The sequence below is a fragment of the Enterobacter sp. 6722112 genome (assembly GCF_058661685.1).
In genome coordinates this window covers 1-20,985 of sequence record NZ_JBZWGR010000009.1, presented here as the reverse complement: position 1 = coordinate 20,985, position 20,985 = coordinate 1, and the positions used below count along the sequence as shown (strand labels likewise).

Annotated in this window: 13 protein-coding genes and 3 pseudogenes; 11 read left to right on the top strand and 5 right to left on the bottom strand. The window is 44.6% G+C overall.

Annotated features, from left to right (window positions below; genetic code table 11):
- A pseudogene (locus tag AC4OVU_RS25230) lies at positions 1 to 1,378 on the bottom strand (Tn3-like element Tn5403 family transposase); the annotation flags it as partial.
- Between the two features lie 94 nt (positions 1,379 to 1,472).
- Here AC4OVU_RS25230 and AC4OVU_RS25225 point away from each other — a divergent pair.
- The 9 genes from AC4OVU_RS25225 (at position 1,473) to AC4OVU_RS25185 (ending at position 12,661) form a co-directional block, all read left to right on the top strand.
- On the top strand, positions 1,473 to 2,078 hold the full coding sequence (locus AC4OVU_RS25225) for a recombinase family protein (protein WP_000509966.1): 606 nt from the start codon (positions 1,473 to 1,475) through the stop codon (positions 2,076 to 2,078).
- 1,059 nt (positions 2,079 to 3,137) lie between these two features.
- On the top strand, positions 3,138 to 4,118 hold the full coding sequence (locus AC4OVU_RS25220) for an IS5-like element IS5 family transposase (RefSeq protein ID WP_000019403.1): 981 nt from the start codon (positions 3,138 to 3,140) through the stop codon (positions 4,116 to 4,118).
- A 559-nt stretch (positions 4,119 to 4,677) separates the two neighbouring features.
- Complete coding sequence (locus tag AC4OVU_RS25215) at positions 4,678 to 5,445, top strand: ABC transporter permease (RefSeq protein ID WP_015583927.1); 768 nt, start codon at positions 4,678 to 4,680, stop codon at positions 5,443 to 5,445.
- The gene (gene rfbB, locus AC4OVU_RS25210; RefSeq protein WP_417928754.1) at positions 5,445 to 6,185 is read left to right on the top strand and encodes an O-antigen export ABC transporter ATP-binding protein RfbB; all 741 of its coding nucleotides are present in this window, start codon (positions 5,445 to 5,447) and stop codon (positions 6,183 to 6,185) included. Before AC4OVU_RS25215 ends, rfbB begins: the two co-directional genes overlap by 1 nt.
- 14 nt (positions 6,186 to 6,199) lie before the next feature.
- Positions 6,200 to 8,092 (top strand): DUF4422 domain-containing protein, encoded by a 1,893-nt coding sequence (locus tag AC4OVU_RS25205; protein ID WP_023312621.1) that lies wholly within the window; start codon positions 6,200 to 6,202, stop codon positions 8,090 to 8,092.
- Between the two features lie 18 nt (positions 8,093 to 8,110).
- Complete coding sequence (gene glf / locus AC4OVU_RS25200) at positions 8,111 to 9,265, top strand: UDP-galactopyranose mutase (RefSeq protein WP_016247610.1); 1,155 nt, start codon at positions 8,111 to 8,113, stop codon at positions 9,263 to 9,265.
- Positions 9,262 to 10,152: a glycosyltransferase gene (locus tag AC4OVU_RS25195; protein WP_000683047.1), complete on the top strand. Its 891-nt coding sequence runs from the start codon at positions 9,262 to 9,264 to the stop codon at positions 10,150 to 10,152. Before glf ends, AC4OVU_RS25195 begins: the two co-directional genes overlap by 4 nt.
- Positions 10,153 to 11,298, top strand: a complete 1,146-nt coding sequence (locus AC4OVU_RS25190; RefSeq protein ID WP_491928569.1) for a glycosyltransferase family 4 protein — start codon at positions 10,153 to 10,155, stop codon at positions 11,296 to 11,298. It begins immediately after the preceding gene.
- 121 nt (positions 11,299 to 11,419) lie between these two features.
- Positions 11,420 to 12,661, top strand: a complete 1,242-nt coding sequence (locus AC4OVU_RS25185; RefSeq protein WP_491928568.1) for a glycosyltransferase family 2 protein — start codon at positions 11,420 to 11,422, stop codon at positions 12,659 to 12,661.
- A gap of 731 nt (positions 12,662 to 13,392) precedes the next feature.
- Here AC4OVU_RS25185 and AC4OVU_RS25180 read toward each other — a convergent pair.
- On the bottom strand, positions 13,393 to 15,807 hold the full coding sequence (locus tag AC4OVU_RS25180; protein WP_491928567.1) for a glycosyltransferase: 2,415 nt from the start codon (positions 15,805 to 15,807) through the stop codon (positions 13,393 to 13,395).
- Between the two features lie 97 nt (positions 15,808 to 15,904).
- Between AC4OVU_RS25180 and AC4OVU_RS25175 the strand changes: the two genes are divergently transcribed.
- Positions 15,905 to 16,714, top strand: coding sequence for a polysaccharide pyruvyl transferase family protein (locus AC4OVU_RS25175; RefSeq protein WP_000183578.1), 810 nt, complete (start codon positions 15,905 to 15,907; stop codon positions 16,712 to 16,714).
- A gap of 269 nt (positions 16,715 to 16,983) precedes the next feature.
- Here AC4OVU_RS25175 and AC4OVU_RS25170 read toward each other — a convergent pair.
- Positions 16,984 to 17,604: pseudogene (locus AC4OVU_RS25170) on the bottom strand (IS256 family transposase); the annotation flags it as partial.
- A 223-nt stretch (positions 17,605 to 17,827) separates the two neighbouring features.
- Between AC4OVU_RS25170 and AC4OVU_RS25165 the strand changes: the two are divergent.
- Positions 17,828 to 18,043 (top strand): annotated as a pseudogene (locus tag AC4OVU_RS25165) (IS5/IS1182 family transposase); the annotation flags it as partial.
- A 292-nt stretch (positions 18,044 to 18,335) separates the two neighbouring features.
- On the opposite strand, the gene AC4OVU_RS25160 reads toward AC4OVU_RS25165, so the two are convergent.
- Together AC4OVU_RS25160 and AC4OVU_RS25155 are read right to left on the bottom strand one after the other, a co-directional pair.
- The gene (locus tag AC4OVU_RS25160; protein ID WP_001567660.1) at positions 18,336 to 19,358 is read right to left on the bottom strand and encodes an IS110 family RNA-guided transposase; all 1,023 of its coding nucleotides are present in this window, start codon (positions 19,356 to 19,358) and stop codon (positions 18,336 to 18,338) included.
- A gap of 126 nt (positions 19,359 to 19,484) precedes the next feature.
- A protein-coding gene (locus AC4OVU_RS25155) for an IS3 family transposase (protein ID WP_089617520.1) occupies positions 19,485 to 20,692 on the bottom strand; the annotation gives its coding sequence in 2 pieces (ribosomal slippage) (positions 19,485 to 20,371 and positions 20,371 to 20,692; 1,209 coding nt in all).
- Between the last annotated feature and the right edge of the window lie 293 nt (positions 20,693 to 20,985).

The window sequence follows — 20,985 nt, the reverse complement described above, 5'->3', positions numbered from 1 at the left end:
CTCTATATCCAAACTGACCCCAAAGACGGGTATCTCCTTTTTCCTGAGCTCGTAAATGACGGTTCCATTTGGAGCTGGGCCGCAGGAAACGCCTTTCTGGCGATGCAACACCTTTCATCTCTCCGATCGACAAAGCTGCTGCTACCAATGGTCCGGCGACCGGCGCGGCTTCGAGCTTCAGACAGCGCAACATGCGGGGCGCATAACGACGAAAGCGATGGTATCCCTGCCCGACATATGCAAGAGGCTCATCGGCTAGCGTGTTGCTGAGTTGAGTCCCTGTCGCTACCAGTTGAGCGAGCCGGTCCCATGCAACCGAACTGGCGACAGCCATCTCCAGCGGGGTTCCGTCACTGCGGGCCTCAAGCAACGAAGCTCCCAGCGCGGTGAAGGTACGGATCGTATCCGCGAGTGTGGCTTTAGAGCCGGAAATTGTTTCGTCATGCTGGCGCTTCGCTTCCCGCCAGGTTTTTCCTACGATCCTGTCATGGGTTTCGACTATGGCATCAGCAATCGCCGCTTCCCACTCCACAACACAGACGGCAAGGATCGCCCAGCGGCGGTCCGAAGTGATGTCACGCAAACCGTCGGTGAAGTAGCGTTCACCCTGCCGACGCAGCCGGGCAATGCGATGGGCAGGTATGCTGGCCAAAGCACTATGATTGATATTCAGGGTACGCAGAAATTCGAGCCTGTCGAGCAAACGGTTAGCAGCAGCCGAGTTGTTACCAACCTCGAAGTTGCGAAGCCAGATGAAACGACTGATATTGCCGGCGAGCATTTCACTCAGAAGTTTGTCCAGGTGATCGCGAACATCCGCTGTTAAATTTTCCGCAATCCGCGTTTCAATCCGCCGCTCAGCGGCGACCAGAGCATCCGCGCACAAGCGCTCGATTGTCGATACTGCGGGCAGAATGGTGGAAGTTTCCCGACACCGCACAATAAAACGATGAGCAAGATCCTCGTTTGATCTGGCATCTTCGGCCTGGCCGAAAGTCCACTCCCGCAGATCACGGGCACCACGGCCCGTGAAGGTCTTGTAGCCGTAAATTTCGCGCAGCGTGTCCATGTGCTGCTGACGGGTTTGGCGCCGTGTGGCATAAGTGAGAAGCGCATCAGCCGGAACTCCAAGCTGAGCACCGACGAAGGAAAGGACTTCACGCGGGATCATCTCACCAGGAGCCAGTGCACGGCCCGGATATCGTAAGGCACAAAGTTGCAGGGCAAAGCCAATCCTGTTTTCCGGTCTGCGGCGCTGCCTAATGTTTTCCAGGTCATCATCGCCCAGCGTGTAGAACTTCAGTAGCGACAGTTCGTCCGTGGGCAGATCGAACAGCGCTGCTCGCTGCCGTTCGGTGAAAATATGGCGTCGTGACATACAAATTCGTCCCTTTTGAAGTATAGTCTGTTTTGGACAACAGCCAGCCCATATAAATCAGGGCGTTCCGATACAAAAATCCAGGAGGGTTCAATTGGGACATCGTGCCGCCATTTACTGCCGGGTTTCAACAGCGGATCAGTCTTGTGAACGCCAGGAATTTGATCTGCGAGCCTTCGCCGGCCGTGCCGGCTACGACGTGGTGGGAATATTTAAGGAAACAGGTTCAGGAACTAAACTCGACCGGGCCGAGCGAAAGAAAGTCCTGGCGCTTGCCCAGTCCAGACAAATTGATGCAATCCTGGTCACTGAGCTTTCCCGGTGGGGGCGCTCGACGCTCGATCTGCTCAATACGCTACGTGAACTGGAGAACTGGAAGGTTTCCGTGATAGCCATGAATGGAATGGCGTTCGATCTTTCGTCGCCGTATGGACGAATGCTGGCGACGTTTCTTTCCGGCATTGCGGAGTTTGAGCGGGATCTCATCAGCGAGCGGGTCAAGTCAGGCCTTGCTGTTGCGAAGGCACGTGGTAAGAGGCTTGGTCGTCAGGCCGGAGTGCGACCAAAATCAGACCGACTTTTGCCTAAGGTGGTTGCGATGAGGGCCGAGGGACGCAGCTATCGCTGGATCGCACGCGAGCTCGGTATCAGCAAGAATACCGTCGCTGACATCGTGCAACGACACAGAGCTAACGCTTAGGGTGTCATTTCGCCCTCAGCCGGAACCGACCCCATCAAGAGACCTCTGGCAATCTAAGATTTATCTCAGATTAACTTTCGAGTATAACTTGTGCAACCCTCTGATTTAGACAATTGCAGCCATAAAGCCCCGTTGGTGATACAGCAACAAGCGGAGCGTAGTGACGTCATCAGATTGTCAGAGGGATCACACCTTATCAGGATAACCGTGTACCTTTCGGAGCGTGACTGAAACGCTGATAGAACTTGCATGTGGTTTGCAAGAACCAATCACCATTAACCTGTTTACGCAGCCACAGGGCCGCACATCGGGATTAAATGCGGCTTTCAGACGGTGTACCTAAGCATCCTTGGAAGGCTTTGTGCACAAAGCTGCTATGCCCAAGGCTAACTAAAACCCAGTTACCAGAAAGTGCCTCTATCCAAAAAGCCAAAAAATATGCACAAGAGGCCGAGTTTTGGCAGCATGTTGGTAGCAAAATGCACTTTGTTATGGTTTCGGGTGACTCAATGAAAACGTTGGTTACGGTTTTTGCAGTAAAGTGAGTGAGCTAATGTAGTATTCGAAATTTCTGAATATTTCTTATGTGCCAAAAGCAGACCTTGCCAAAGCACGTTGTGCACGTTGCAAGACTTGACCCCAGACTTTCTTAGCGAAGTGTCCACTTTTGCTGGTACGGATCACTCGAAAGTGTTAGCAATAGAGTAGACGCGATATGAAGTTGTGTAGTGGTAAGTGGCACTGTCAACATTGGTGCTCATATCACGGATTCGCGAAACGCGATTATAGAAACTGTTGGCATATTAGACTTATGGTGTTTAATATCTGGAACTTAAAGAATTTATTGAAATGCTCGTTGGTGATTATCTCGCTAAAAAGTGCTAGATAAGAAGCAAAACTAAACCTGTTTTTCTCGAGATGTAGATGTGTTGAGTTTGCAACACGTAGGTAATCCCTTTATTTATTGTTTGAATAGAAATCATGGCGTTAGGGAAGGTGCGAACAAGTCCCTGATATGAGATCATGTTTGTCATCTGGAGCCATGGAACAGGGTTCATCATGAGTCATCAACTTACCTTCGCCGACAGTGAATTCAGCAGTAAGCGCCGTCAGACCAGAAAAGAGATTTTCCTCTCCCGCATGGAGCAGATTCTGCCATGGCAAAACATGGTGGAAGTCATCGAGCCGTTTTACCCCAAGGCTGGTAATGGCCGGCGACCTTATCCGCTGGAAACCATGCTACGCATTCACTGCATGCAGCATTGGTACAACCTGAGCGATGGCGCGATGGAAGATGCTCTGTACGAAATCGCCTCCATGCGTCTGTTTGCCCGGTTATCCCTGGATAGCGCCTTGCCGGATCGCACCACCATCATGAATTTCCGCCACCTGCTGGAGCAGCATCAACTGGCCCGCCAATTGTTCAAGACCATCAATCGCTGGCTGGCCGAAGCAGGCGTCATGATGACTCAAGGCACCTTGGTCGATGCCACCATCATTGAGGCACCCAGCTCGACCAAGAACAAAGAGCAGCAACGCGATCCGGAGATGCATCAGACCAAGAAAGGCAATCAGTGGCACTTTGGCATGAAGGCCCACATTGGTGTCGATGCCAAGAGTGGCCTGACCCACAGCCTGGTCACCACCGCGGCCAACGAGCATGACCTCAATCAGCTGGGTAATCTGCTGCATGGAGAGGAGCAATTTGTCTCAGCCGATGCCGGCTACCAAGGGGCGCCACAGCGCGAGGAGCTGGCCGAGGTGGATGTGGACTGGCTGATCGCCGAGCGCCCCGGCAAGGTAAGAACCTTGAAACAGCATCCACGCAAGAACAAAACGGCCATCAACATCGAATACATGAAAGCCAGCATCCGGGCCAGGGTGGAGCACCCATTTCGCATCATCAAGCGACAGTTCGGCTTCGTGAAAGCCAGATACAAGGGGTTGCTGAAAAACGATAACCAACTGGCGATGTTATTCACGCTGGCCAACCTGTTTCGGGCGGACCAAATGATACGTCAGTGGGAGAGATCTCACTAAAAACTGGGGATAACGCCTTAAATGGCGAAGAAACGGTCTAAATAGGCTGATTCAAGGCATTTACGGGAGAAAAAATCGGCTCAAACATGAAGAAATGAAATGACTGAGTCAGCCGAGAAGAATTTCCCCGCTTATTCGCACCTTCCCTAACGACGAGCGTATCCTCTTCGTTACGGTAAGACCGGGTAAGACAGACACTTTAGAGAGGGGAGTCCGCATTTTGGTTGCGATAGCCAATGGCGGTAGCGTGTCTGAATTTTAGAATAAACTCATTGTTCGATTTAACATTTTATTTACAATCTTAAAGGATGGTTTATGTGTCTTCCACGAGAATCACATTTTCATTCAGCGGTTACTGAGGTTAGCGATCATCTCCGATTCCGGAGTGCTAATGCGCAGGAAAGATTGTTTACATATTGCTTGTGCAAAATAATGTTACAATTGGTCTTTGTTTATGGGAATAGCTGTTCGTCTCTCGAGCACAGCAGATCTTATCGATAATTCTGTTTGATACATATTACGTACGGAATTTTTTGTAGAATAATTTATGAGTATAAAAATGAAGTATAATATAGGGTATTTGTTTGATCTTCTTGTTGTTATAACAAACAAAGATTTAAAGGTACGTTATAAAAGCAGCGTATTTGGTTACTTATGGTCAATTGCGAATCCACTGCTTTTTGCAATGATATATTATTTCATTTTTAAGCTCGTTATGCGAGTGCAGATCCCGAATTATACCCTTTTCTTGATTACCGGTTTATTTCCGTGGCAATGGTTTGCCAGCTCGGCGACAAATTCCTTGTTTTCGTTTATAGCCAATGCGCAAATAATCAAAAAAACAGTTTTTCCGCGCTCAGTTATTCCATTGAGTAATGTCATGATGGAAGGGTTACATTTCTTGTGTACAATTCCTGTGATTATTGCATTCCTGTTCGTGTATGGTATGCGTCCATCGCTCTCATGGCTCTGGGGCGTACCAATTATTGCGCTTGGTCAGGTGATTTTTACATTTGGTATTTCAATCATATTTTCTACGCTAAATCTGTTCTTCAGGGATTTAGAGCGATTTGTCAGCCTTGGTATCATGCTCATGTTTTATTGCACGCCGATATTATATGCGTCAGATATGATTCCTGAAAAATTTAGCTGGATTATTACCTATAATCCTCTGGCAAGCATGATCCTCAGCTGGCGGCAGCTGTTCATGGATGGCGTCTTAAATTATGAATATATTTCAATCCTTTACATTACAGGTTTAGTCCTGACAATTGTGGGCCTGAGTATTTTTAATAAATTAAAATATCGATTTGCAGAGATTTTGTAATGGAACCAGTAATAAACTTTAGTCACGTTACGAAAGAGTATCCTCTTTACCACCATATTGGCTCAGGAATTAAGGATCTCGTATTTCACCCTAAAAGAGCTTTTCAGCTGTTAAAAGGGCGTAAATATCTTGCGATCGAAGACATTACCTTCACCGTGGGTAAAGGCGAGGCCGTAGCGCTGATTGGTCGTAACGGCGCAGGGAAAAGTACCTCCCTCGGGCTGGTGGCCGGCGTCATTAAGCCTACAAAAGGCACTGTTACAACCCAGGGGCGCGTTGCCTCAATGCTTGAGCTAGGCGGCGGTTTTCACCCTGAATTAACCGGGCGAGAAAATATTTATCTCAATGCGACCCTGCTTGGGCTACGCCGCAAAGAGGTTCAGCAACGGATGGATCGGATAATTGAGTTCTCCGAGCTGGGTGATTTCATTGACGAACCTATTCGCGTGTACTCAAGTGGTATGCTTGCGAAGCTTGGATTCTCTGTCATCAGCCAGGTAGAACCCGATATACTTATTATCGATGAGGTACTTGCTGTCGGTGACATTTCGTTCCAGGCCAAATGTATACAAACAATACGAGACTTCAAAAATAAGGGTGTAACGATATTATTCGTTAGCCACAATATGAGTGATGTTGAAAAAATCTGTGACAGAGTTGTTTGGATCGAAAACCATAAACTCCGCGAAATTGGCTCAGCAGAGAGAATCATTGAACTTTACAAGCAAGCAATCGCTTAATAATTGGTAATAAGATGAATAGTATCAAAATTTATACATGTCACCACAAACCCAGTGCTTTTCTAAATGCCTCTATTATTAAACCACTGCATGTCGGGAAGGCTAATACTTATAATGATATTGGCTGTGAAGGGGATGATAGCGGAGACAACATTTCCTTTAAAAACCCCTTCTATTGTGAGCTGACGGCCCACTACTGGGTGTGGAAGAATGAATCTCTGGCTGACTATGTGGGATTCATGCATTACCGCAGACACTTGAACTTTGCAGAACAACAAAATCATCCTGAGGATAACTGGGGGGTAGTCAACTACCCGCTCATCAATGCCGAATACGAAAGCCAGTTTGGATTAAGTGATGAATCCATAAGCACCTGCGTCGATGGATATGATCTGCTGTTACCCAAAAAATGGTCGGTAACATCGGCAGGAAGTAAGAATAACCTTGATCATTATGCAAAAGGTGAGTTTTTACACATTAAAGACTATCAGTCTGCCCTGGATGTCGTTGAAGAGCTGTATCCACAATATAAAGCTGCGATTCAACAATTCAATAATGCAACTGATGGTTATTATACGAACATGTTTGTTATGCGCAAAGACATGTTCCTGGATTATTCTGAATGGCTTTTTGCTATTTTGTCTAATCTTGAAGATCGGATTTCGATGAATAACTACAACGCTCAAGAAAAACGAGTTATAGGACACATTGCTGAGCGTTTATTCAATATCTATATCATCAAATGTCAACAAGATAAACAGCTAAAAATAAAAGAACTACAGCGCACGTTTGTTACTGCTGAAACATTTAATGGTAAATTAAAGCCCGTTTTTGACGAAAGCGTACCGGTTGTTATTAGTTTTGATAATAACTATGCATTAAGTGGCGGGGCATTAATCAATTCAATTGTTCTCCATTCTGATGCGAACAGAAACTATGATATCGTTGTTCTGGAAAATAAGGTCAGTCATTTAAATAAACAACGCCTTATCAAGCTAGTTGCTGGTCATAACAACATATCATTGCGCTTTTTTGATGTGAATTCATTCACTGAGATGAGTGATGTTCATACCCGTGCACATTTTAGTGCGTCGACCTATGCGCGCTTGTTCATCCCGCAACTTTTCCGCGAGTATAAAAAAGTTGTGTTTATCGATTCTGACACCGTGGTGAAGGCTGATTTGGCGACACTTCTGGATGTCGAGATCGGCACTAACCTGGTTGCCGCTGTTAAAGACATCGTCATGGAAGGGTTTGTGAAGTTTGGTACCATGTCAGAATCAGATGATGGCATTATGCCTGCAGAGCAATACCTGAAAAAGACATTAGGAATGACTAATCCTGACGAATATTTTCAGGCCGGGATTATTGTTTTTAATGTCGAACAAATGGTTACAGAGAATACCTTTGCTCAATTGATGTCAGCATTGAAAGCCAAAAAGTATTGGTTCTTAGATCAGGATATCATGAACAAAGTCTTCTTTGGCCGAGTCAAATTCTTACCATTAGAATGGAACGTGTACCATGGTAATGGTAATACCGATGATTTCTTCCCGAATCTCAAGTTTTCAACCTATATGCGCTTTTTGCAAGCCAGAAGAAATCCAAAAATGATTCACTATGCGGGTGAAAACAAACCATGGAATACTGAGAAAGTCGATTTCTATGATGATTTTCTTGAGAATGTTTTAAGTACGCCATGGGAGAAAGAAATCTACTATCGCCAGTTACCTGTGGCCACGGTAGTACCTAACCAACATACTGAACTGCAGCAAACCGTGTTACTGCAGACAAAGATTAAAAGAGCTTTAATGCCATATGTTAACAAATATGCTCCTGTCGGTTCGCCAAGAAGAAATAAGCTCATCAAATATTATTATAAAGTTCGCCGTTCGATTCTTGGCTAATACAACTGGAGATACATTATGAAGCGTAACAATATTCTCATCGTCGGCGCTGGTTTTTCAGGTGTGGTCATTGCCCGCCAGCTTGCTGAACAAGGTCACAAGGTTAAAATCATCGATCAGCGGGACCACATTGGAGGAAACTCTTATGACACTCGCGATCCTCAGACTGATGTCATGGTTCATGTCTACGGTCCGCATATTTTCCATACGGATAATGAAACCGTCTGGAACTATGTCAATCAGTATGCGGAAATGATGCCCTATGTGAATAGAGTAAAAGCTACTGTTAATGGTCAGGTTTTTTCACTGCCGATTAATCTGCATACTATTAATCAGTTCTTTGCTAAAACCTGTTCTCCTGATGAAGCTCGCGCGCTCATTAGCGAAAAAGGTGATAGTTCCATTCTGGAACCGAAGACTTTTGAAGAGCAGGCCTTGCGCTTCATTGGTAAAGAATTATACGAAGCGTTCTTCAAAGGCTACACCATAAAACAGTGGGGGATGCAGCCTTCTGAGCTTCCGGCATCTATACTCAAACGTTTGCCTGTGCGTTTCAATTATGACGATAATTATTTCAATCATAAATTCCAGGGCATGCCGAAGTTAGGCTATACCCATATGATTGAAGCGATCGCCGATCATGAAAATATCACTCTGCAATTACAGCGTGAGTTTGCGGCTGAAAATCGCGAAAGTTATGATCATGTATTTTATAGCGGGCCGTTAGACGCCTTCTATTCATACCAGCATGGGCGTCTTGGCTACCGTACTCTGGACTTTGAGCGATTTACCTGGCAAGGTGATTACCAGGGCTGCGCGGTCATGAACTATTGCTCAGTTGATGTCCCGTATACGCGCATTACCGAACATAAATATTTTTCCCCGTGGGAAAACCACGAAGGCTCCGTATGTTACAAAGAATATAGTCGCGCCTGCGGTGAAAATGATATTCCTTACTATCCAATCCGCCAGATGGGCGAGATGGCTCTGCTGGATAAATATCTATCACTGGCGGAAGGTGAGAAAAATATTACTTTCGTCGGACGCTTAGGGACTTATCGCTATCTTGATATGGATGTAACGATTGCAGAAGCCTTAAAAACGGCCGATAAATACCTGTCTTCATTGTCCAACGACGAAACAATGCCTGTATTTGTGGCCGATGTACGATGAAACATACTGCACTAATAGTCACTTTCAACCGTCTTGAGAAGCTAAAAAAGACGGTTGCTGAAACTGTTAAGCTGCACTTTACCTCTATCGTTATTGTCAATAATGGGTCCACGGATGGGACCTCTGACTGGCTGCAGACAATCACTGATCCCCGAGTCATTGTCTTAAATCTGGCCAGTAATAACGGGGGGGCCGGCGGGTTTAAGGCCGGTAGTCAATATATATGCAGCTCTGTTGATAGCGATTGGGTCTTCTTTTATGACGATGATGCTTATCCGCAAAGTGATATTCTTGATAAGTTCGCGACGATAAATAAAGAAGATTGTCGTGTTTTTACGGCTTTAGTTAAAGATTTACAGGGCCGGACATGCGCGATGAATGTTCCATTTGTAAAAGTCCCGACCTCGTTTAGTGATACCTTGCAATATATCAAACATCCCCAACGATATGTACCAGATAATAAGAAAATGCTGGTGCAAACCGTTTCATTTGTTGGCATGATCATTAAGCGTGAAGTCTTGAATGAGCACCTTCATCATATTTATGATGAACTTTTCCTTTATTTTGATGATCTCTATTTTGGTTATCAATTAACTTTAAGTGGCGAGAAAATCACTTATCAACCGGAGCTTGTTTTTACTCATGACGTGAGTATTCAGGGAAAGGTTATATCGCCAGAGTGGAAGGTTTACTATCTTTGTCGGAACTTGATTTTGGCTAAGAGAATATTCACGGAAGTGGAAATTTTTAGTAGTTCATCAATCCTTTTGCGCCTGTGTAAGTATATCACCATATTCCCTGTGCAGCGCCGGAAATGGGTATATCTAAAGTTTTTATGCCGTGGGATTGTACATGGTGTAAAAGGAATCAGCGGTAAGTTTCACTAAGTGGACATAGCAATGAAAAAACTGTGTTATTTCATAAATTCGGATTGGTATTTTGATTTGCATTGGACCGATCGTGCAATTGCCGCCCGAGATGCCGGTTATGAGATTCACATTATTAGCCATTTTGTCGATGATAAAATAGCGGAAAAATTCAGGACATTAGGTTTTGTTTGCCATAACATTCCACTTGTCGCCCAATCATTCAACGTTTTGATTTTCTTTTGGGCCTTTTCTAAGGCTCGGAAAATTATTCAAAACATCAATCCAGATTTGTTGCACTGCATTACCATCAAGCCCTGTTTGATCGGCGGTTTTCTGGCTAAAAGTACCCATCGTCCTGTTATTCTGAGTTTTGTCGGTTTGGGCCGAGTATTTTCCGCAGAGTCTGCCTGTCTTAAGCTGCTGCGAAGTTTTACTGTTATGGCATATAAGTATATCGCCAGTAACAAATGCAGTTTGTTTATGTTCGAACATGATAAAGACAGAGCTAAACTTGCCGATCTGGTTGGTATCGATTACAAACAGACTATTGTTATTGATGGCGCGGGTATTAATCCAGAGATTTACAAATACTCTCTGGAGCAGCAGCGTGATGTTCCGGTCGTCCTTTTTGCCAGCCGTATGCTGTGGAGTAAAGGACTGGGTGACCTGATTGAAGCCAAAAAAATACTGAGTAATAAAAATATTCACTTTACGCTGAATGTTGCCGGTATTTTAGTTGAGAATGATAAAGACGCAATTCCGCTGGCGACGATACAGAAGTGGCAAAGCGAAGGCGTGATTAACTGGCTCGGTCATTGTTCTAATGTATTTGATTTAATTGAAGAATCAAATATCGTTGCTTTGCCGTCGGTCTACGCCGAAGGCGTACCGCGTATCTTGCTGGAAGCTTCCTCTGTCGGGCGCGCTTGTATCGCTTATGATGTTGGTGGCTGTGATAGCTTAATTATCAATAACGATAATGGGTTGATTGTAAAAAGTAAATCTGTCGAGGAATTAGCGGAGAAACTCGGTTTCCTGTTGGATAACCCAGAAACGCGCGTCGCAATGGGTATCAATGGCAGAAAACGCATTCAAGATAAATTCTCGAGTGTGATGATCATTAATAAAACATTAAAAACATATCGTGATGTTGTTGAAGAGTAATTTTTGATGAAGCTCAGTCGCTTTCATCTTACCCATCCTTAATAAACTGGCAACCTACAAATTAAACGCTACCCATAAATAAATATAATTGCGTTTATAAGCTAAGCGTCAAGGTGATTGCATGTCTGAAAAAGAGAGTATAGCTGTTTCCGTTATTATCCCTGTGCACAATGCGGCGGGATATATTTCCGACACATTGAGCACTGTTTGCTCGCAAACATTAAATGATATTGAAATCATTATTGTCAACGATTGTTCTGACGATAATACCTTAGAGATTGTCTCGGCGCTGGCTGAAACTGATTCACGAATTAGAGTCATTAACAACACGACAAATCTTGGTGGGGGAGGCTCAAGAAACATCGGGTTGGATGCTGCTACCGGTGAGTACGTTATTTTTCTTGATGACGACGATTATGTCGATAACATGATGTTGGAGCGCATGTACGCACGTGCTAGCGATATACAAGCGGATGTCGTTATCTGTCGCAGCCAGTCTTTTGATCCCGCCTTGCAGGTTTATGCTCCGATGCCGTGGTCAGTGCGCCAGGAGCTGTTACCTGATCTCAAGTTTTTTTCATCCCAGGATATTCCCTCTGACTTTTTCCGCACCTTTGTCTGGTGGCCATGGGACAAGCTTCTCAGGCGTCAATTTATTACTAGTCATCAGCTTCGCTTTCAGGAAATCAGGACGACCAACGATCTTTTCTTCGTCTGCGCATTTATGCTCATGGCGAACAGAATTTCGGTCTTAAATGAAACGTTAATTTCTCATACCATCAACCGTAGTGAATCCCTATCCGCCACGCGAGCAGAGTCGCACCGCTGTGCTGTTGAAGCATTGGTGGCGCTTAAAGCGTTTATCTGTCAGCAGGGGATGATGGAACACCGTCTCAGAGATTATAAAAACTATGTTGTCGTGTTCCTTGAGTGGCATTTAAACACGATTTCTGGTCCGGCATTTCACCCGTTTTATCAGCAAGTGAAAGAGTTTGTTGTTGCCCTGGATGCAAAGAGTGATGATTTTTATGATGAATTTATCGCCGCCGCCCATCATAGGATCACCACGCTGTCAGCTGAAGAGTACCTATTCTCTCTTAAAGATCGGGTTCTGAAGGAACTTGAGTTTTTCCAGGCCAGGAGCTCCGCATTACAGCAAGAAGTTGAGACGCTTACCCACTCATTCGCCGGGCAAAAGGATGAAAATGCGATATTGCATAATCAATTGCATGAGATTGAAGAGCGGGTAACTGAACAGGAACAGAATATTCGTCAGTTAACCGACAAAAATAATGATATGCATCATGAGATGACTATCAAACAGCAAGAGTTCAATGAATTTATCAGCATCACAAAAATTTAATCTCTTCTTTATCCTGGAAGTTGACTAAGCCGCTACGCGTGGTAAGACGTTTTTTTAAATAATTTCAAAAAGAAGTTAAGCAAGTTTCACTTCTTTGTCAGTGATCTTGTTATTTTCAATAAAAATTTTTTTCGTTAAATAAAAGAGCTCGTGGTCACATGATTTGCGAGTCTCTATTCCTGTTAGATTAATGATTTATTAGCTAGAGAGTAATAGATTTTTTGTCGAGTTTTACTGGGGGCAGTAAAATTTCGATGTGTGTACTTGTGTTTTTTGTGACTTCCTGCCTTTAAAATTTTTCCTATTGGGCAGTAATCACCTTTGAATATTGATAGCTATTCTTTTTATTACTAATAAATTCTTTCTTCTAAAAGAATGTAGTTTTACTCATTGGAATATGGGGTGTAGATTGTCTGTTAACAGATTTGATGCCATTGATGGCACTCGTGGGATATTGGCGGGTATGGTCATGCTCAGCCATATGTTTGGCAGCTTTATGGGTTGGCCGCAAGTCAGACCATTTAGCGGTGCCTATCTGTGTGTGGTATATTTTTTCATCATGAGTGGCTTTGTTCTAAGGAAGGTGCGAATAAGTCACCAAACGCAAAAAAACGCCTATGTAAGTGATTGAATTTAATTGACTAAAAGTTTCATTTTCGTTGCGGAGGGTACTTATTCGCACCCTCCTTAACATTATTTTCGCGGAGCCCTTTTGGGCCCCGCATATTATTTTATTTTAACATTGACTTCACTTTCCGGGCCACCCGGCGAACCAGACTGGTGCCTCGTCTTGCGCCCTGGACATGAATTGCTTCATACAGAGCATTAAAGCGGTCATGGGCCCAACCATCTCTCTGCTGAGAAATAAGACCATCAATCTTATTATTTAAAAGTTGTAACTCGTTACTGACAGAATGACCGCCATTGATGCTGCGCAACCGACTCACTTCACTCTCAAGCTCATGAATCTTCTCGAGGTAGGAAGGTATCAACCCATGAATTGCTTCATACAGAGCATTAAAACGGTCATGGGCCCAGCCATCTCTTTGCTGAGAAATAAGACCATCAACCTTATTATTTAAAAGTTGTAACTCGTTACTGACAGAATGACCACCATTGATGCTCCGCAAGCGATTCACTTCACTCTCAAGTTCTTGAATCTTCTCGAGGTAGGAAGGTATCAACCCCATTGCATAGTTATATTTAACATTCTCATCCATAAAAGGACGGAAACTGCGGTAGTTATTTTTACTCTTATTTCCACTTAACAACATGCCGGAGTTTGCAACTCTATACCAAAATAGAGGTTCCGGGACGATTTGCAATTTATATCCCTGTAATGATATTTTGGCAAAAAACTCCCAGTCTTCATGACCTAAACCGTAATCTTCAGTAAATCCGCCTACTTTTTCAAAAACCTCTTTTCTGATCAGCGCATTAGCATCGCCAAAGCAGTTACTAAAGCTGGCGATATTTAAATCAGGCCCTAACGGAAGCCAGCAGTGCGTCATTTTACGGAACGGAGAAGGGAACTCCTCACCAAAAATAAGATCGCTTGGTGTGGTTAACACATCGGCCCCAGAGTTTAATGCTGCAGTAACTAACGTTTCTACCTCAAAAGGCTTAGCAACATTATCATCGTCCATAAACATCAGATATTCGCCAGAGGCGTGTCGCGCAGCCAAATTCCTTGCAGCACCCAGATAGTTATTAGAACTACGGACAATTTTCCAGCCTCGAGAGTTAAAATCATTCTCGATGAGATTTAAATAACGATGAGAATCTTCTGTCGTACTTCCATCATCAACCAAGATGACCTCAATATTTTGGTACGTCTGAGATTTTATTGATGCGAGTGCTTGCTGAAGCAAATGGTGACGTTCGAAGTGAGTTATACACACGCTAACTAACGGGCTGTTAGCTTCATCGATTTTCTTGAATGCGCGGTTGTTTTTTCGTTCAACTGCGACAAACCAAGCTTCTTTAATATTGTCTTGTGATTCAGCAAGCCCTGGTTTTATATTTATATTTTTTAAGCGATAGTGGATTTTCCAGTATAAATCGACAGGTGTAGGAATAAATAGAACTTCCGCATGATGCTCCTGCTGAATAAGCTCTGGAATTCCACCAACGTTTGAAGCGAGGAAATTAACGTTATTAATCAAGCATTCATAAACAGTATAGGGTGAGTTTTCTACAAGTGATGGAATGATGACTAATACATTTTTTCTTTTTATATATTCATTAGCGTTGGTACGATCATAGTCGCTGATGACATTAACTGCGAGTCCCAAATTTTTAGTCTGATTCATAATATAAGTAAATGAATCAGTTTTCCCCATGGTGACATTTTTTCCGAGGAAGGTTACTCCAGAAATGCTCTCTTTATCTTCATCAGATAGTTTTCTTAATGCACGCAGGAATATGTCAAGTCCTTTACGGGTTTCAAGGCGGCCGAAAAATACAAGCTCAACGCCAGAAGCTGGCTTTTCATTTATTTTAACTGTAACATCATCTCTCGTCACAAACCCTTGAAATGGCTCGCAATTTAAAATTACATGACGTTCTTCAGGAACATTCCAGTGCTTACTCAACATCCAATCAATTAAATACTGAGACGGACTAACAACTTCATCCGCCATTTCAACCACCATTTTCTCCATATAATAGAGTTCAAGATGGTTCTGATCATATGGAAGCTGGTAATTACCTTCATCAGCCCATAACGTTGAACTGTGAGTATTTACAATGAACTTTGTATTTTCAAAATCCGTTCCATTCTTTTTGCTTAATAAAGTGTAATAAAGATCTGCCTGCCACTCACAAGAAATAACAGTGTCATAGATGTTATTTTCTTTCAACCAGAGATAAATTGAATAACTTTTCCTTCTAAAATACGGTGCATCAATATTAATCTCTTTTATCAGTCCGGTTCTTAGCAGATTGATACCAAAGGTACTATAAATACGTGACCAGTCGCTAAATTTCGATACAGATGATTCAGAATAGTCGCCACATGTATACAATACATCAACATCATACCCCTTTTTTGCCAAAGTAGTGGCAAGAGCAGTGAAAGCAGTACCAATACCGCCGTTACGGACAGGCCCCTCAATGTCCGGCGTCATTATAAGAATTTTCTTCATTGTAACCCTTCCTTTGTAACCTAGACTTTTCTATGATATTAGTGAATTGAAGTAGTGTAAGATAGCAGTCGGTAGCTTCTGTTAAACAGGATAAAAAATGACCAATATGAAGTTAAAATTTGATTTGCTTCTAAAATCTTATCATCTATCTCATCGATTTGTCTATAAGGCAAACCCTGGTAATGCTGGAGATGGTGTAATTGCATCTGCGACGTATGACTTTTTTGAACGAAATGCTCTTACCTATATCCCTTACAGAGATGGCGAGTGCTACAGTTCTGAAACTGATATTTTAATTTTTGGAGGCGGAGGAAACCTGATAGAAGGATTGTATTCTGAAGGTCATGACTTTATCCAGAATAATATTGGGAAATTTCATAAAGTAATAATAATGCCGTCGACAATCAGAGGGTATAGCGATTTATTCATCAACAATATTGATAAGTTTGTTGTTTTTTGTCGCGAAAATATCACCTTCGATTATATTAAATCTCTCAACTACGAACCAAACAAGAACGTATTCATTACTGATGATATGGCATTTTATCTCGATCTTAATAAATACCTGTCACTTAAACCCGTCTATAAAAAACAGGCCAACTGCTTCAGAACGGACTCCGAATCTCTAACTGGAGACTACAAAGAAAACAATCATGATATTTCGCTCACCTGGAATGGCGATTATTGGGATAATGAATTTCTGGCGCGTAATTCTACCCGTTGCATGATAAACTTTCTTGAAGAGTATAAAGTTGTCAATACCGACAGGCTGCATGTGGCAATTTTAGCATCTCTGCTTGGCAAAGAAGTCAACTTCTATCCTAACTCATATTACAAAAATGAAGCTGTTTACAATTATTCACTTTTTAATCGTTATCCAAAAACATGCTTTATTACGGCAAGTTGAAAAAGGCAGCGTATAATAATACGCTGCCTGAAAGCCATATAACTGTTACAGCATTGTTAATTATTACCTGCCAGCTTTTAGGTGACTATTCATTCGCACGCCTATAGTCTGCAAATCTATCGATTATCGCAGTAAAAAACTTATCAATGAGTTTAGTTGTTGCACCGAGGTTTTAACTTTCCGCATCACTTTTCACGTACAGTATTTTACTGACTCCGTGTTTCTTAAATTCTATTGTATGCTGACAGATTTTCCCACTTGCGTCGTCACGACTGGAGCAACACTGGATACTGCTGATCCCATTTCGCTTCCAGTTCATCCAGCACCGTTTCTGCGGCTTCTTTCGACCCCGCGCGATATACCGGTTTCAGATCAGCCATAAAAGCTTTATGGTCATTTGAGGCCACGTATTTAATCGAGTTACTGATTTGGTGAATGACGCACAACTGAACCTCTGTCTGCGGATAAATGCTGTTTATCGCCTCCGGGAAGCCGGTCAGCCCGCGCACGCAGGCGATCAGGATGTCTTCAATGCCCCAGTTTTGCAGGTCGCTTAATATAGACAGCCAGAAGTTAGCGCCTTTACTTTCTTATAGATACCGGCCCAGAGTTTCTTTCTTGCCTGCCAGATTCAGCGCCAGAACGGTATAAACCGTTTTGCTCTGATAACGGCCATTCTCACGGACTTTATAGTGAATACGTTCAGCCAGACGAAGGGGTAAACCTTTTCCAGCGGGTGCTGTTGCCACTGTTTTAGTTCAGGGGTAACTTTATCGTACTACACTGATGGTGGCGGTTGACATGCTGAAAGCATATAAATCTTCGAACTCTCGGCTAATGTCCTGGTAGCTAATCCCCTGCGCAAACAGCAGAATGATCTTGCGTTCAATAATAAATGCGATGATGCTCGCAAAATCCTTGCCGATCAACCCACCAGATGCGGCGGTTCTACGTGGATCGCGATTTAACTATCACTGCTAGTTATTTGTTCGAAAAGCCCATAGCTTTCTATTTATACTCAAGCTTCGCGCCATCAGATAGCTATGGAAGGTGCGAACAAGTTCCTGATATGAGATCATCATATTCATCCGGAGCGCATCCCAGAGGGACATCATGAGCCATCAACTCACCTTCGCCGATAGTGAATTCAGCACTAAGCGCCGTCAGACCCGAAAAGAGATTTTCCTCTCCCGCATGGAGCAGATTCTGCCATGGCAGAATATGACCGCTGTCATCGAGCCGTTTTATCCCAAGGCGGGCAATGGCCGACGGCCCTATCCGCTGGAGACCATGCTGCGTATTCACTGCATGCAGCATTGGTACAACCTGGGGTCAGTTTGGATATAGAGAATTATTGTACTATAAGGGCTTCCCCGGCATGTCAACGCCGGTGTTTACGGTTTCTGTCTGCACTATAGTAAAAAAATAAAGGGGAGAGACTGCGGTACTATAAACGGTCATGATGAATCGTCATCGATTCGGACCCTGATGAAAGACGCTCGTGAGGCTCTAGTTCGTTAGTCGGGTACACTTGCCCTGTACAATAAGCAGATATACCTCACGGGGTCTAACCCTTTATCATCAACGAGTTGCAGAACAGATGGTCATACAGCTTTGTACTTTAGCTGGCTGAGTACAACCTGAAATCATCACCGTAATGCAATGATGCCCAGCACAGTCTTGCATTTTTGGCAGCGATGGCAACAACAGCGCGCCAGTATCCTCTGCGTTCGACCAGTGAGCAGACCCAACGACTGAATAAATCAGTCCTTTTCTCCGCCCCGATCAGTACCGAGCGGGCACCCTGAACCAGAAGTGTTCTCAGATACGAATCGCCAGCTTTCGTTATCCTGCCAAGCTTCGACTTTCCGCCGCTGCTGTACTGCGATGGTGTCAGTCCCAGCCAGGCTGCCAGCTGGCGCCCATTCTTAAAATCATGTGCATTACCGATACTGGCGACCAGCGCACAGGCCGTTGTGGGGCCAACGCCCTTCAATTCCATCAGCCGCTGACTGCGATGATCTGTTTTGGCCATGCGGGACAAAATTCGGTCATATTCAGCGATGTTATCTTCAATGCGAGCAACGTGCTCCAGCAAATCATCAACACATTGCTGAACCTGAAGTGGTAAAGAATTCTTCTGCTCAAAAACTATGTGGCGCAGGGCATCTGTACTTTGTGGGGCGATAACGCCGAATTCAGATATCAACCCCCGGAGACGATTATATGTTGCTGTTTTCTCTTCGATAAAACCCTGTCGGGTACGATGCAGACACTGCATTGCCTGCTGGCTCTCATCCTTAACCGGCACAAACCGCATATGTGGGCGACGAACCGCCTCGCAGATAGCCTGAGCATCAGCTGCATCATTTTTCCCTGATTTACCAGCCATGCGGTAAGGCGATACAAATTTGGCGGCCATCAGACGCGGCTCATGACCATACTGCCGAAACAGTCTTGCCCAGTAATGAGCCCCGGAGCACGCCTCCATCCCGATAACACAGGGCGGCAAACCAGCAATCAGCCCGGGAAGAGCTGCGCGGGTTACTCTGGATTTAACCAGAACGGTTTTGCCATTCTGGTCAACGCAATGAACAGCGAACACATTTTTAGCAAGATCGATACCGACAGTAGTAATGGTCATAACGAATCCCTCCGGGGTTGTGTTTACCCCATGATTGCACAAGAGTTAATCAGGCGCATAATCAGGGGAAGTCCCTTCCATTCGGTAAGTGATCTTGACCCTCCATCTCCGAACAGCTTTTGTATCTTAAGTTAACGATGTCCGCTGCCGCCGGTATTCCCTCGGGGAGTGATATCCCAGCGCGCTGTGCGGGTGGTTTTCATTGTAATGCGTGAACGCTACTGCAAGGTTTCGCAGTGCTGTTCTCACATCCGGTTTTGGCATGAACGCGATATAGTCTTCTTTCATCGTTTTCACGAACCGTTCGGCCATGCCATTACTCTGCGGGCTGCTCACCGCTGTTGTGCAGGGCTCCAGATTCAGCTCTCTCGCGAACCTCCGCGTTTCATACGCGGTATACGCTGAACCGTTATCCGTCAGCCACTGCACCGCTGTGTCGGGCAACCTGTCGCCGAAGCGCTTTTCCACCGACCTCAGCATCACATCCTGCACGGTCGAACTGTCATAGCCTCCCGTGCTTGCTGCCCAGTCTATGGCCTCACGGTCGCAGCAGTCCAGCGCGAACGTTACCCGCAGTTTTTCGCCGTTGTCGCAGCCGAACTCGAAGCCATCTGAACACCAGCGCATATCGCTTTCTGCCACCGCTATCTTGCCCTTATGTTCACGCTTCGGTCGCTCTGGTTTGTGATGCAACAACAACAGGTTATGCTCGCTCATTATCCTGTAAAGCCGTTTGGCATTCACAGGTGGCTGTCCCTCTGTGCGACGTTGCTTGCGCAGGATGCCCCACACGCGTCGATAACCATAACTCGGCATATCGCTGATAATGTTGAGGATAGCCGACAGTATTTCTGCGTCTGCTTCTTCATTACGCCGGTTACAGCGCCTGTCCTGCCAGTCGGCAGAACGGTTAATCCGCAGTGACAGTTGCGCACGCGACACGCCCATGGTCCGGCTGACCATGGCTATTCCCCGTCCTTTGGCAACAAGGGCGCGTGCGCTATCCATTTTCGCGACTGACCGTACTCCACGGCTTCTTTCAGGATCTCAACTTCCATCGTTTTCTTGCCCAGAAGGCGCTGAAGCTCCCGGACCTGCTTCAGAGCAGCAGTAAGCTCAGAAGCAGGAACGACTTCCTCTCCAGCCGCAACGGCGGTGAGGCTGCCTTCCTGATATTGCTTCTTCCACTTAAACAGCAGGCTGGGCTGGATACCATGCAGGCGGGCGACATGGGAGACATTCATACCCGGCTCCATCGTCTGCTGGATAATGGCGATCTTCTCCTGAGGAGTTTTACGTTTACGGACTTCTTGCCCTAACAGGATCCCGGTCATCTCAAAATTGGCGTTAGTGTTAGACATATATTCAAGCCTATCTCTTATCTGGAGATACAGCTACTGTCCGGTGTTTCAGGGGGCTACATCACTTCCATTCGGTAAGCCTGTTTTTTGAACAGACTTACCTATAGCAATAGGGTGTACTCCTGCACTATACGGCATTTAGCCTGTATGTTTGGGTAATGAGACAACCTAAATGCGACAGCGTGAGCGCAATAACTTAAATGCGATAGTCAGTGACAATAAATCAATCAGTTACCAATCAGAAACGGTTAAATTATGTTCTTAAC

Coding starts and splice junctions, on each gene's coding strand:
- AC4OVU_RS25220 (WP_000019403.1), top strand. CDS start 3,138: ATGAGTCATCAACTTACCTTCGCCGACAGTGAATTCAGCAGTAAGCGC.
- AC4OVU_RS25215 (WP_015583927.1), top strand. CDS start 4,678: ATGAAGTATAATATAGGGTATTTGTTTGATCTTCTTGTTGTTATAACA.
- rfbB (WP_417928754.1), top strand. CDS start 5,445: ATGGAACCAGTAATAAACTTTAGTCACGTTACGAAAGAGTATCCTCTT.
- AC4OVU_RS25205 (WP_023312621.1), top strand. CDS start 6,200: ATGAATAGTATCAAAATTTATACATGTCACCACAAACCCAGTGCTTTT.
- glf (WP_016247610.1), top strand. CDS start 8,111: ATGAAGCGTAACAATATTCTCATCGTCGGCGCTGGTTTTTCAGGTGTG.
- AC4OVU_RS25195 (WP_000683047.1), top strand. CDS start 9,262: ATGAAACATACTGCACTAATAGTCACTTTCAACCGTCTTGAGAAGCTA.
- AC4OVU_RS25185 (WP_491928568.1), top strand. CDS start 11,420: ATGTCTGAAAAAGAGAGTATAGCTGTTTCCGTTATTATCCCTGTGCAC.
- AC4OVU_RS25180 (WP_491928567.1), bottom strand. CDS start 15,807: ATGAAGAAAATTCTTATAATGACGCCGGACATTGAGGGGCCTGTCCGT.
- AC4OVU_RS25175 (WP_000183578.1), top strand. CDS start 15,905: ATGACCAATATGAAGTTAAAATTTGATTTGCTTCTAAAATCTTATCAT.
- AC4OVU_RS25160 (WP_001567660.1), bottom strand. CDS start 19,358: ATGACCATTACTACTGTCGGTATCGATCTTGCTAAAAATGTGTTCGCT.